Annotated in this window: 12 protein-coding genes; 7 read left to right on the top strand and 5 right to left on the bottom strand. The window is 41.9% G+C overall.

Annotation, left to right across the window (positions count from 1 at the left end; translation table 11 throughout):
* Positions 1-143: 143 nt before the first annotated feature.
* Both ybeY and ABTV71_RS27145 read left to right on the top strand, forming a co-directional pair.
* Positions 144-572, top strand: coding sequence for an rRNA maturation RNase YbeY (gene ybeY, locus ABTV71_RS27150; RefSeq protein ID WP_121120966.1), 429 nt, complete (start codon positions 144-146; stop codon positions 570-572).
* A gap of 273 nt (positions 573-845) precedes the next feature.
* Entirely contained in the window at positions 846-1,622 is a 777-nt protein-coding gene (locus tag ABTV71_RS27145) for a class I SAM-dependent methyltransferase (RefSeq protein WP_121120964.1), read from the top strand.
* A 68-nt stretch (positions 1,623-1,690) separates the two neighbouring features.
* Here the strand turns inward: ABTV71_RS27145 and ABTV71_RS27140 are convergent, their stop codons facing one another.
* Positions 1,691-2,110, bottom strand: coding sequence for a nucleoside-diphosphate kinase (locus tag ABTV71_RS27140; protein WP_077437233.1), 420 nt, complete (start codon positions 2,108-2,110; stop codon positions 1,691-1,693).
* 300 nt (positions 2,111-2,410) lie between these two features.
* On the opposite strand from ABTV71_RS27140, the gene ABTV71_RS27135 reads away from it, so the two are divergent.
* The 5 genes from ABTV71_RS27135 (at position 2,411) to galK (ending at position 8,066) form a co-directional block, all read left to right on the top strand.
* Complete coding sequence (locus ABTV71_RS27135) at positions 2,411-3,259, top strand: 4-hydroxy-3-methylbut-2-enyl diphosphate reductase (protein WP_121120962.1); 849 nt, start codon at positions 2,411-2,413, stop codon at positions 3,257-3,259.
* A gap of 80 nt (positions 3,260-3,339) precedes the next feature.
* The gene (hemH, locus tag ABTV71_RS27130; RefSeq protein ID WP_121120960.1) at positions 3,340-4,374 is read left to right on the top strand and encodes a ferrochelatase; all 1,035 of its coding nucleotides are present in this window, start codon (positions 3,340-3,342) and stop codon (positions 4,372-4,374) included.
* Between the two features lie 12 nt (positions 4,375-4,386).
* Positions 4,387-5,661 carry a metallophosphoesterase gene (locus ABTV71_RS27125; protein WP_121120958.1) on the top strand — a complete coding sequence of 425 codons (1,275 nt, stop codon included), beginning with the start codon at positions 4,387-4,389 and terminating at the stop codon, positions 5,659-5,661.
* A gap of 201 nt (positions 5,662-5,862) precedes the next feature.
* Entirely contained in the window at positions 5,863-6,912 is a 1,050-nt protein-coding gene (locus ABTV71_RS27120; protein ID WP_433901704.1) for a UDP-glucose--hexose-1-phosphate uridylyltransferase, read from the top strand.
* Positions 6,913-6,914: 2 nt separating this feature from the next.
* Positions 6,915-8,066: a galactokinase gene (gene galK, locus ABTV71_RS27115; RefSeq protein ID WP_433901703.1), complete on the top strand. Its 1,152-nt coding sequence runs from the start codon at positions 6,915-6,917 to the stop codon at positions 8,064-8,066.
* Between the two features lie 94 nt (positions 8,067-8,160).
* On the opposite strand, the gene ABTV71_RS27110 is transcribed toward galK, so the two are convergent.
* From ABTV71_RS27110 to ABTV71_RS27095, 4 genes are all read right to left on the bottom strand, one after another.
* Positions 8,161-9,351 (bottom strand): trans-sulfuration enzyme family protein, encoded by a 1,191-nt coding sequence (locus ABTV71_RS27110; protein ID WP_433901702.1) that lies wholly within the window; start codon positions 9,349-9,351, stop codon positions 8,161-8,163.
* A 201-nt stretch (positions 9,352-9,552) separates the two neighbouring features.
* Entirely contained in the window at positions 9,553-12,891 is a 3,339-nt protein-coding gene (gene mfd, locus ABTV71_RS27105) for a transcription-repair coupling factor (RefSeq protein WP_121120951.1), read from the bottom strand.
* Between the two features lie 212 nt (positions 12,892-13,103).
* Positions 13,104-13,235, bottom strand: coding sequence for a hypothetical protein (locus ABTV71_RS27100; RefSeq protein WP_262707616.1), 132 nt, complete (start codon positions 13,233-13,235; stop codon positions 13,104-13,106).
* 2 nt (positions 13,236-13,237) lie between these two features.
* The gene (locus tag ABTV71_RS27095) at positions 13,238-13,822 is read right to left on the bottom strand and encodes a hypothetical protein (RefSeq protein WP_121120949.1); all 585 of its coding nucleotides are present in this window, start codon (positions 13,820-13,822) and stop codon (positions 13,238-13,240) included.
* Positions 13,823-13,907 lie beyond the last annotated feature (85 nt).

Here is a 13,907-nt window from a genome sequence, read left to right as displayed (position 1 = left end):
ATGACCTCTTTCCTGATAAATAACAGCTTTTTGGATGGGAAAATGTCGATTTGAAGATTATAAGATTCCTCTAGCTGATGGAATGAAAATAGCTGATGGAATGAAAACTGCGCCCCGTGTGCTCAATTAATACTTATTTACAGATGAAAAGCATATTATTTTTTACAGAGGACATAGATTTCAAACTAAAAGAAAAAGGTAAGATTCGCCAATGGATCGCTGATGCGATTAAAGGTGAAGGGTTTAAGCGTGTCGGCGAATTGAGCTTTATCCTTTGCTCGGATGCATACCTGTTGGAGATCAATAAAGAATACCTGAATCACGATACCTACACGGATATTGTGACTTTTGATTCATCAGAAGACGAGGATACCATTGCTGGTGATATTTTCATCAGTGTGGAACGTATTCAGGAGAATGCGCAAAAATTTAACGTTGCCGAACGCGATGAATTACATCGTGTCATTATACACGGTGTTATGCATCTTTGTGGATATCCGGACAAAAAGCCTGCGGATAAAACCAAGATGACGGCGAAAGAAGATGAATATTTAGGAAAAAGAAATTTCTAGTTTTTTATCGTAACTTTTTCTCCTAAGCACCTCGGAGCCTCATTCAGGTTTGCAATCCTGTGGTGCTTTTCCTTTTTGATAGCTTCTCGTTTATTTTCTTCAAGCAAGTGATCTGTCATTTGCTGTCACTGATCTCCCTGGATAAACCGCGCTGAAAATATGGCTCATACGAAGTTATCCCGTACGTTTTTCCATCAAAAAAAAACTTGACTTTTCGATTATATTTAGCTAGTTTCGACACAAATTTTCTACACCATTTATTAAGTGTCTAATATGAACGAGCTAGAGGAATATTTCCGGAATAATAATGATAAGCTGATCAACAAATGGATGCATTATTTCGACGTATACGATCGTCATTTCCGCCAATTCAAAGGTAAGGAGATTGTCGTGCTGGAAATAGGAGTCTTTCAGGGTGGGAGCCTCCAGATGTGGAAGAAATATTTTGGCGACAAAGCAAAAATCTATGGGGTAGATATCAACCCCAACTGCAAAGCACTGGAAGAGGAGAACATCGAGATATTTATCGGATCCCAGTCAGATCGTAAGTTCCTGCGCAAAGTGAAAGAGTCAATCCCTCCGATAGATATCCTGATAGATGATGGCGGGCATACTATGTTGCAACAGATTATTACATTTGAAGAACTATTTGGACATGTAAAAGAGAATGGTGTCTATCTATGTGAAGACCTGCATACCTCTTACCAAGTTTTTTATGGTGGTGGACATAAGCGAAATGGCACATTTATCGAATACAGTAAGAATTTTATTGATTATATCAATGCCTATCATTCAGAACAACGGGGGCTAAAGGTCAATGAGTTTACACGTTCGGTCAACTCTTTGCATTATTACGATAGCATTTTGGTTGTTGAGAAACGTAAAATGCAGCCGCCTACTCATATGAGAACGGGTAATGCTACAGTACAAGATTTTGACGCCCCACCAACGGGTTTAAGCGGTTTAAAATGGAAGATTAAGAAACCCGCGCTAACAGCGATCAATAAATTCCTCCGCTTTTTCAGGATTGGTGGATTTATGTGGAGATAAGAAAACGATGATCCATAAAAAAAGCGTTGTACAACAGTACAACGCTTTTTTTATAGCATTGTCAATGATTAAAATCTTTCAAATTGAGAGAAAAAGAAGTTACCTTCGATAGCCGCATTCTCATCAGAATCAGATCCGTGGATAGCGTTAGCATCGATAGATTTAGCATATTTATTGCGGATTGTACCTTCAGCTGCATCAGCAGGATTCGTAGCACCGATTAATGTACGGAAATCTTCAACTGCGTTGTCTTTCTCTAAGATTGCAGCAACGATAGGACCTGAAGTCATAAACTCTACCAATTCACCGTAGAAAGGACGTTCTTTGTGCACTGCGTAAAATGCACCAGCAGTTTCTTTTGATAACTGAATGTATTTCATTGCAATGATTTTGAAACCACCAGCAATAATATCGTTTAAGATTGCACCGATGTGACCGTTCGCTACTGCGTCAGGTTTAATCATCGTAAAAGTTCTGTTAGTTGCCATTATTTTATTTTTTTGCAAACTTAGATAAATTGCTTTTTATATGCAATATAATTAGGCTTATATAAAAACAATTTATTCGCCATGGTGGGTTAATTTAAAGTGCTCAGTGCCGTGAAACAAGCTGCCGTTTCGTGGTTGCTGAAACCAAAAGGTTGGCTTGCACTCTTTCACCGCAATCTTTTTATCGTACAAAATGTAATAAGGTCATAGGTAATTGACAATAAACGGAAATAAAAAATCAGCTGTTAACAAATCTATACCATCAATATATTCGATATGAATATGTAACTTTGTAATGTTATGGCATTAAATCTAACAGTAGACATCGATAAGGATTCAGGCTTTTGCTTTGGAGTGGTATACGCCATCGATATGGCGGAGGAGATTTTGGAAGAGGATGGTTACCTCTATTGTTTAGGTGATATTGTGCATAATGACGAGGAAGTCGCCCGATTGAAAGCCAAAGGATTGCGTATTATTGATCATGCTGTTCTTCCTACTTTGCGAAACGAAAAGGTGCTGATCCGTGCACATGGCGAAGCTCCGGAGACCTATCGTACCGCTTTGGAAAACAATATCACTTTAATTGATGCCTCTTGTCCGGTCGTGCTTAAGTTACAGAATCGAATCAAGACCTCCTTTGACCAGGATGAAAAGATTCTGATCTTCGGAAAGCATGGTCATGCGGAGGTCATCGGTTTACAAGGTCAGACAAATAATGAAGCGCTCGTTTTTCAGGATATTGCCGAATTGGATGACGCGGACTTACCAAGTTCATTTACCCTCTATAGTCAGACTACAAAAAGCGTGGATAAATTCTACGCCATCAAAGAGGAGTTGATCAGAAGGGGGTATGAAGTCAAGGCAAATGATACCATCTGTAGACAAGTTTCTAATAGGTATGAAGATCTTGGCGCATTTGCAAGGCAATATGACAAAATCGTTTTTGTGTCCGGGAAGAAATCTTCCAATGGAAAAGTTTTGTTTGAAGTCTGTCAAAAAGCTAATTCCGAAAGTTATTTTATTTCTGATCCCGCTGAACTGGAAGTCTCCGTTTTTGCCGTGGGCGACCGCGTTGGTATATGTGGAGCAACCTCGACACCAATGTGGTTAATGAAAGATGTGAAAGCCGCTCTGGAAGCACTATAGCCTAATGTACCCGTCATAGATATTTCATATTATTGCGAGTGAATCCGCAGTACGTGCTTTTTTGTTTATTTTTGTAGGCTATGAGCAATAAAGCCAAAAAAGGTATTCTTTTAGTACAATTAGGTACACCCGATAGCCCAACTACTCCAGACGTAAAAAAATATTTGACCGAATTCTTAATGGATCCACGTGTCATAGATATTCCTTATTTCCAACGGACATTATTGGTGAAAGGAATTATTGCCCGTACCCGTGCACCCAAATCAGCAAAAATCTACGAAACAATCTGGGATAAGGAAACCGGATCTCCTTTGATGTATTATAGTATACTGCAACGCGACTTGCTGCAGGAGTCTCTGGGGGAGGAGTACCATGTCGAACTGGCCATGCGTTACCAAAATCCATCCATAGAAGCTGCACTGAGCAAGATGGAGGGGATGCTGCTCGAATCCGTTCGCGTTATTCCATTATTCCCACAATATGCATCAGCAACATCGGGTTCCGTAATAGACCGTGTCATGGAGCTGATCCGCAAATGGAATTATTTGCCCGAAATTAGTTTTGTAAGCAATTTCTGCACGGATGAATTAATGGCCGAGACGTTTGCTGACCATGCCCGAAAACATGATCTTACACATTTCGACCACTTTGTTTTTAGCTACCATGGACTTCCCGTCAGACAACTAGGCAAAGTAGATCCTACAGGTCAGCTAAAATGTCCTGAATCAGGTTGTGATTCCTGCAAAACAAATGTCAACACATATTGTTATGTTTCTCAGTGTTATGCAACTACGCGGACCATCGTTGAAAAATTGGGCTTGCGGAAGGAACAATATTCCCTTTGTTTCCAGTCCCGATTAGGCAAAGAACCATGGATACAGCCTTATACTTCCGATCTGTTGCATGACCTCGCTAGTAAAGGTTATAAGAAATTATTGGTCTTCAGTCCGGCTTTTGTGGCAGACTGTATTGAGACTATTGATGAAATTGGCGTGGAATATGCTAATGAATTCAAGAATTTAGGTGGAGAGGAGGTCTGCCTGGTGGAAAGTCTAAATGACGATCCAAAGTGGATCACATCTCTAAAGCAATTGGCAGTCAATGCCAAAAATTAAAACGAATTGATGATGTTGTTAGTAAATGCATGTGTTTTACTCATTTTAGATTTTTATATCTTTTTTGCCCTTCGTGCTACGAAGATTAAATTCCCCAAAACAAAAATATTCGCCGTGTTATGGTGGTCGTATACCGCCCTCCTGCTATTAGGTGTTTTTATATCAGCCAAATATAGTATTCCGCTGATTGTAAGGTCTGTTATTTTGGTTGGATTCTTTTTGACAGCAACTTCAAAATTGTTCTTCTTTTTGATCCTATTGATCGATGACATCCGTCGCGGCGGCGTGTGGGTCAAACGCTTGTTCAGTAAGAAAGAATCTGTTGAGGATCTTGTTGAAGATGCTGGAGATCCCTTACCTGAAAATCCGGTAAAGGGAATCAGCCGTTCGGATTTTTTGACCAAGGCCGGTATATTAATAGGCGCTTCGCCGCTTATTCCGCTGAGCTGGGGTATTGTTTCCGGTGCCTATGATTACCGTATCAGACGGGTGCCGTTATACTTACCTCATCTACCTAAAGCTTTTCATGGCATGACCATCGCACAGATATCTGATGTGCACTCGGGATCTTTCTATAACAAGACTGCTGTGACCGGCGGGATAGATATGCTGCTTAAGGAAAAACCCGATGTTACATTTTTTACAGGTGATATCGTAAATGCTCAGGCATCTGAAATGCGGGATTACCAAGATATTTTTGCAAGAGTGAAGTCGGATCTGGGAGTATTTTCCACCTTGGGTAACCATGATTATGGGGATTACTATTATGGGAAAGAAGACTCTCCGGAGAAGCGAAAAAATCTAAAAGATGTGATCGATGTACATAAAGTGATGGGCTGGGATCTGTTAATGGATGAAAATCGTAAGATCAAAGTGGACGGTGAAGAACTTTGTATTGTTGGCGTTCAAAACTGGGGAACTGGTCGCTTTCCAAAACATGGCGATATCAAAAAAGCATTGCTCGGAACGGAGGAACAGGCTGTTAAACTGCTCTTGTCCCATGATCCTTCCCATTGGCGGGCACAAGTATTAGATACTGATGTGGATGTGATGTTTGCAGGCCATACACACGGTATGCAGTTTGGTGTTCGTTCTGAAATGCTGCAATGGAGCCCGGTACAATATATCTATAAGGAGTGGGCCGGACTGTACCGCGCACAGGAAAACAAGCGCTTATACGTCAATGTTGGATATGGATTCTTGGGTTATCCCGGCCGTGTCGGTATTCTGCCCGAAATTACAGTCTTTGAATTGATTAAAGGTCAGGATCCGAAGTTTAAGGCTTAGATTTGGTATGGCGGTTTTGGCCATTCCGGCCCTCGGCTTCATTAACCCTGGTATGACTGAATGGAAAAAGGGTACGGGGGAATTTCTATCCATTTTTACAGCGTGTTAAAGGACTCATCTTTCGATAATTTTACTTTTTAATTTTAACTTTTTATTTAAAAAAGCTAATATTGTGTATTCTGTACACCAGTTATACATGACATGCAATCAACTTTAAACTTCGGGGACTCTCCCCACACACGCGTTAATATTCTTACCGGGGAAAAAGTACTTGTGTCTCCACATCGCAGTAAGCGACCTTGGCAGGGCCAAGTTGAAGATTTACCCGGTGATAATCGACCTGCCTATGATCCCCAATGCTATTTGTGCCCAACCAATAAACGGGCAGACGGGGATATCAATCCTGATTATAAAGAAAGCTTCGTTTTCGTCAACGACTTCTCGGCCTTATTGAAAGATACCAGCCAACAGGAATTTAATGAGGACGAATTATTTATTGCGGAGACTGAAAAGGGAATCTGTAAAGTTATTGCATTTACACCACGCCATGACCTCACCTTGCCTGAAATGGAACAATCAGCTATAAAGGCTGTAGTTGATCTCTGGCAAAAGGAATTTGAGGAACTTTCCAAGGTGGAATGGATCCGTTATATTCAGATTTTTGAAAATAAAGGCGCTATCATGGGCTGCAGTAATCCGCATCCACATGGACAGATCTGGTCTCAAAATCATTTGCCGGTTGAAATTCAAAAAGAATGCGTTCAGCAAAAAAGATATTTTGACAAGTATCAGCGTACCCTATTAGCTGATTATATCAATGCAGAATTAAGAAAAGAAGAACGTATTATTGATGAGAACGATTCTTTTGTTTCTTTGGTGCCTTTTTGGGCAGCCTGGCCTTATGAAGCAATGATAGTCAGCAAAAGACCGGTGCAGAATATTGCCGCATTTAATGAAAAAGAAAAGGAAGACTTTGCCGCAATACTTAAATTACTGACCACACGATACGATAACCTTTTCAAGACGTCTTTCCCTTATTCTGCGGGTATGCACCAGGCGCCCGTCAATGAGGGAGACCACCCGGAGTGGCATTGGCATATGCACTTCTACCCACCATTATTGCGCTCGGCTACAGTCAAGAAATTTATGGTAGGCTATGAGATGCTCGCAAATCCGCAAAGGGATATTACTCCGGAAATTGCCGCCGAACAATTGCGGAATTGTGCTACTATACATTATAAATCTAAGTAAGAATGATCACGAAAGAAACTCTAGTAAATAAATTTAAAAGCTTATATCAGGGAGATCCTATTGTGGTATCATCCCCGGGCCGGATCAATATCATCGGCGAACATACGGATTACAATGATGGATTTGTCCTGCCTGCGGCTATTGACAAGGCGATCTATGTTGCTGTCAGCAAGCGTGCGGACGATAATATCGTATTGTATGCCGAAGACTACGGAGAAAGCCATGAAGTCAAATTAAAAGATATCGCTATTTCAGAAAAACATTGGCCCAACTATATCCTTGGTGTAGTGGACCAATACCAGAAAAGAGGCGCTGTATTGGGCGGATTTAATCTTTATATTGATGGTGATGTGCCATTGGGCGCCGGATTATCCTCTTCGGCTGCGGTGGAATGTGCGGTTACCTTAGCGCTTAGTGAGCTGTTCGGTTTGGATGTCAAGCAGATCGATATTCCGCAGATCGCACAAAAGGCTGAGCATACCTATGCCGGCGTGATGTGCGGTATCATGGATCAGTTTGCTTCGGCCTTTGGTAAGGAAAGAAATGTCATTAAGCTGGATTGTCGCTCCTTGGGATTTGAATACGTGCCGCTTGACCTCAAAGGTTATGAAGTGGTTCTTTTGAATACCAACGTGAAACACTCTTTGGCTTCTACAGCGTACAATAAGCGCCGTGAGCAATGTGAGCAGGCGTCGGCATGGGTGCGGGAGAAATATCCGGAGGTTAAAAACCTACGTGATGTAACGGTGGACATGCTGGATGAACTGGTAAAAGATAAAGATGCTGATATCTACGCCAAGGCAAGTTTTGTTGTCCGTGAGAATGAACGTGTAGAGAACTCTTGCGAAGCATTGCGTTCAGGAGATATTGCTCAGCTAGGACAGTATATCTTCCAGAGCCATGAAGGCTTGAGCAAAGTATATGAGGTCAGTTGTCCTGAACTGGATTACCTGGTTGATTATGTCAAGCAATTTCCCCAAGTGATCGGCGCCAGGATGATGGGCGGTGGTTTTGGTGGCTGCACGATCAATATTGTTAAAGAGGGTGCGGTTGCATCAATTTTACCAAGATTGGAGAAAGAATATCAACAAAAATTTGATAAAGAACTTTCAGTCATTCAGGTGAAAATTGCCAATGGTACGCGTGTACTTTAAGCTAATAAATACAAAAAGCTGAAGAGAGCGGACAGTTTACAGCAACTGTCCGCTCTCTTTTATTTTATTGGATTAAGGCGGGTGGCTTCCGAATTTAACCAAGTTTCGCCAACGCTTGCTCTAGATCCTCAATTAAATCTGCTATATTTTCAATACCAACAGAGATCCGCAACATACCCATTGTGATTCCCGAGATTTCTTTTTGCGCTTTGGTATGGTGCCCGCCCCACATGCTTGCCGGGTGTACAATCAGTGATTCGACACCACCTAGACTGGCGGCATTGATAAAGATGTTCAGGTTGTTAATTAAAGATTGTGCATTTTTAAAGGTCTGCTCTTCCTCCTGTCCATCAACTTCAATACACATCATTCCTGAAAAGCCGCGCATCTGACGGGCTGCCAGCTGGTGCTGGGGGTGGTTGGGAAGCCCCGGATAACTTACGCTCTTGATCTTCGGATGCTGATCCAAAAACTCAGCCAGTTGCAGGGCATTCGCATTGATCTGCTTGATACGCAAGCTCAATGTTTTCAGTCCACGGAGCAACAGCCAGGAGTCCATCGGTGCCAGCGATGCACCCAGCGCCACGGATCGTTTCCAGACTTTTGCGATATAATCTTTACTCCCACAGACAATTCCGGCTGTTAGATCGCTATGGCCGCCCAGATATTTTGTGGCACTATGCACAATGACATCAATCCCAAAATCCCGAGGCGTCTGATTGATCGGTGAAGCGAAAGTATTGTCAACCATACTCAAAATACCTTGTTGCCGAGCCAACTCGCCTACCGCTTTAAGATCCGTAATATTTAAATTGGGATTGGAAGGAGTTTCGATATAGATCAGCCTGGTATTTGCCTGAATAGCCCGGGCAAAGGCTGCGGTATCCGTTTGATCAACCGCGGTGACTGTAATGCCATAGTCAGCAAGAAATTCCTTAAAGAAAATGGCCGTGCCGGAGTAGTGAGCAAGTTGTGCAACGATATGGTCACCCGATCTCACTATGGCTAATATGGCGTTACTGATCGCAGCCATACCCGTTGCAAAGACAAGTGCATCTTCTGTTTTCTCCAGTTTGGCGACTATCGCCGCAACTTGGCTATTGGTTGGATTGCCATGACGGTGATAAAAGTAAGGGTGTTTGGGTTCGGTCGCTGCCTTAATGTACTCCGCGGGATCACTGTCCGCAATATAGGTTGAGGTCTGGAAGATCGGAGCCGTTACAGCTGCGGTAGAATTGAAGTGTTGTCCTTCATGGACGAGTATCGTTTCGGTATTGGATGACATGCTAATTTTTATTGATAAGTGTCCTTTTTTAGCTTCAAGAGATCCATAACATATATGTCTGTTCCTGAGAGCCAATAAGAGCCTTCAATATCCTTTCATTGCACTTGGCGCAGATTGCTATAGGAAGGTTTCTTGTATACCCAAATATAAATAAAATCTACATAATAAGTAGATTTTATTTACAGCTGAGTGCCAAGACTGTTAAGATAACATCTGTTTGAGTAGGTTTAGCGCGTAGCTTATTGTATTTACATTGCTTAGCGCAAGGCGAAGTTGCCCTTTTACTTCTTTGAGGTTGCTGATTTCAGGGTGGGACTGCACAAAAGACAAGACCCGACCAAATTGATCCGATTCAAAATAGCTTGATTTTGGATTATTCACAAAATAACCTTTGAGGGTATGCTTTTTATAGGATATCTTTTCAAACCCAATTGTTTTTCCAAACCATTGCAGGCGTAAAGTATTGAATAGTTCGAATACTTCGTGCGGAATCGGACCAAAGCGATCTTCGAGTTCTTTTTCAAATGCTGCCAGCTGCTTTTCATTGTCAAGTTTGGAAAGCTCCGTATAGAGATTATAGCGTTCGGTGATATTCGTTACGTACTCATCAGGGATTAATACTTCAAGATCTGTATCTATTTGCGTAAAATTAACATATTTGCGCTCTTGCTCATCTGCAAATACCTCCGAGAATTCATCATCTTTGAGCTCCTGAATGGCTTCGTCCAAGATTTTGTGGTACATCTCAAACCCGATTTCAGCGATAAAGCCCGATTGCTCACCACCCAATAAATTTCCTGAACCTCGGATATCCAGATCCCGCATGGCAACATTAAAACCCGAACCTAATTCCGAAAATTCCTCTATCGCCGAAAGTCGTTTGTATGCCTCCGGTGTCAATGTCGATAATGGGGGACTCAATAGGTAACAGAATGCTTTTTTATTCGAACGGCCTACACGGCCCCGCATCTGGTGAAGGTCACTCAAACCGAACATATGCGCGTGATTGATGATAATCGTATTGGCATTCGGAATATCCAGACCCGCTTCAATAATCGTCGTCGCAATCAATACGTCAAAGTCATGGTTGATGAATTTGAGCATCACATCTTCCAATTCATCCCCTTCCAGCTGACCGTGGGCCACACCAACACGTGCCCCGGGTACGAGCTTGCGGATTAAATTGCCCAATTGAGGAAGGTCAGCTACGCGGTTATGAATAAAGAAAACCTGTCCACCCCGATCGAGTTCATAACTGACTGCTTCGCCGATCAATGATTCATTAAAGACATGAAGCTCGGTCTGTACCGGTTGACGATTAGGAGGCGGTGTCGAGATAATGCTTAGATCGCGCGCTCCCATCAGGGAGAAATGCAAGGTCCTTGGAATCGGAGTCGCTGTTAAGGTCAACGAGTCCACATTGGCGCGCATAGCCTTTAACTTCTCTTTAGCGGCAACACCAAATTTCTGCTCCTCATCAATAATCATCAAACCCAGATCCTTGAACTTGACATCCTTACTCACCAGGCGATGCGTACCGATGATGATATCTATTTTTCCCTCCGCCAGACGCGCTAAAGTGTCCTTGATCTGTTTAGTCGTTTTGAAACGGTTGATGTAGTCAATATTGCATGGAAGTCCTTTTAGGCGCTCTGTAAATGTACGATGATGCTGTAATGCTAAGATGGTTGTTGGAACTAACACAGCAACTTGTTTGCTGTCCGCAACGGCTTTAAATGCTGCCCGGATGGCAACTTCTGTCTTTCCAAATCCGACATCACCACAGATCAACCGGTCCATTGGATGTGGCGATTCCATATCTTTTTTCACATCTGCGGTAGCCTTTTCCTGATCTGGGGTATCCTCATAGATAAACGATGCCTCCAGTTCATTCTGCAAATAGCTGTCCGGAGAGAAGGCATTCCCATGCTGAGCCTTCCGTTTTGCATAGAGCATAATCAGGTCACGGGCAATATCCTTAACCTTTTTCTTGGTCGTTTTCTTTAATTTATCCCAGGCATCCGTACCGAGCTTGTTCATCTTCGGAACTGTACCCTCCTTGCCGGAATATTTTGAAATTCGGTTTAATGAGTTGATATTGACATACAGCAGGTCATTGTCCGCATAAATCAGCCGGATCATCTCCTGAGATTTGCCGTTGACATCCACCTTTTCCAGACCGCCATATCGGCCCACACCATGATCAATATGTGTAATAAAATCTCCAGGTTTGAGATCACGTAAATCTTTCAGTGTAATTGCCTGCGAACGTTCGTAAGCTTTTTTCCGTTTGTATTTGTAGTATCTGTCAAATATCTGATGATCCGTATAACAGGCTAATTTCAGGCTGTCATCCCTAAAGCCTTCACGCAATGCTTTATGAATAGGGATAAACGTAGCCGCTTTGTCAAGATCCTCCAGTATCGTATAGATCCGTTCAACCTGTTTCGTTGAATCCGAAAAGATCAGATTCTGGATTCGATGGCTTTCATTTTCCTTAAAGTTATGGATCAGCAGATTAAAGTCTTTATTAAAAGAAGGTTGTGGATGAATGTCAAACTTGAGCGTGAACTCCCCCTTATAGAAAAACTGTTTTCCAAATTCTATGATCGGGAAATCAAAAAATAAGGCATTGAGGTTTTTCTCATCGGTAAATTCATATTCGGGATTATGCCATTCCGGATTATCTTTTTTCTGTTTATCAGTCAGACTGGCCCAGAGTTGTTTTGCTTTTTTCAACCCATCCTTGACAATATCAAGTGTAAACTGGGCGTCTTTGATCCAGATGGCAGCCCCCTGATCGATATATTCCAGTAAAGAAATATGCTGCGAGGTCAGAAACTTGGCTTGAACATTTGGAACGATGGTAACCTTATGGATTTTATTGACCGAAAGCTGAGATTCAATGTCAAATGTCCGAATGCTTTCGATGTCATCGCCAAAGAATTCGATGCGGTAGGGAAGGTCGTTCGAGAAAGAAAAAATATCTACGATACCACCTCGTATGGCAAATTGCCCCGGTTCATAGACAAAATCTACACGTTCGAAATCGTACTCGATCAAAAACTCGTTGATAAAATCGATACTTAGCGCTGTGTTTTCTGTTATCTCCAGTGTGTTTTTCTCCAGATCGGTACGATTGATTACCTTCTCAGCAATCGCTTCGGGGTAGGTAACCACCATCTTTGGCAATTCCGACGTATGATTGAGCGAACTTAATGTTTCTGCACGCTGTAATACATTTGCCGAATCCGTCTGTGTGAAATCAAAAGATTTTCGGTAAGAAGAAGGGAAAAAAAGTACCTGCTTGTCCAGGAGGCTCTCCAGGTCACTTAAAAAGTAGGAGGCATCTTCGTGCGTCGGTAAAATAAAGACCATTGGACGCTCCTGCAATTTGTAGGAGGAAACGGCAATAAATGCATCCGAAGAACCGATAAGACCTTTCAGCTGAATCTTTGGATTTTTGGACTGCATAGCCTTTGTAAGCGATTGGACTGATTCGCTTTGACTGTATTTTTCTAGTATTTCTTGAATTCCCACGAGCAAAAATTTCGAATAATTGCGAATTTAATTAAATCCTCTTAAGTATGTGGTATGTTGTGCTAAATTTTTTGGTAAAAACTTGTCCGGAAGTGAACTTTTCATGCGGAGGCAAAAAGGCAGTAGGCCATGATTGTGGCGAAAACGTTGCCAGGAAAAGATGGGGTGTGCCGCCAGTCCCTAAAGATTAGCAGTGGAGGTTCCTCAATGAGCTATTTTACTAAGTGAAATGTATAGGCAAAGACCAATAAGATCAAAAGGATCGCCAGATAGATTAATTTATACTGCTCGTAGGCAGTGATACGATAGGATCCAATTTTAATACGGTTTTTGCTGTTTCTCATGACTAATTTAGGTCGAGCTCAATTCGCTGCTCACTAATATAGCTTTTTAATGTTGTATTGCCAAAAGCATGTAGGGCGTTTTGAAAATCTTCCCGATAATCGAACTGAAAATCCTCATGAAGTTTATCGTATTTACCGATAGCATGTTTAATACGGCCCGTGATATATTTATGCAATTTATGGGCTGCCGATTGATAAGATGAATCGAATAGTCGCTCATAGTCGCCTATGACCCGTTGTAGGATATAAAAACGAAATTCAGCTTCACTGGTTTTGTCTTTGGTGACTTTCTCGTGTTCGTTCACCAGACCGCTGGCCTGTTTGACTAGCTTATTCAATGCAATAAAATTGCTGTGATGTGGTGTGTTGGCAATCTGATTTGTTCCGATGTCAAACAATTGAGCTAGTTGCTTCCGCAATTTATCAATACGTTCCTCCAGATCATATTCATTTTCCAGCAATTGAAAGTGCAATTGTTTCATCAGCATTTTGTCTTTGCTGATCAGGCGGACAAGTAACTTGTCTTTTTCCTTTTGCGGTAACTCAAGGACTGCTTTCTTTAATTCTGCATCTTGGTGTAGCGACATGATTTAAAGTTATGATGTTATAATATTACGGGTCGTATAAAAATCTAATTAATAGCCACGCTTGAACATGTTTGATTCCCTTGTT

The organism is Sphingobacterium puteale, from assembly GCF_050986225.1.
GTDB lineage: Bacteria > Bacteroidota > Bacteroidia > Sphingobacteriales > Sphingobacteriaceae > Sphingobacterium > Sphingobacterium puteale.
Note: the sequence above shows the minus strand (reverse complement) of the source record. Positions and strands in the feature narration are given on the sequence as shown.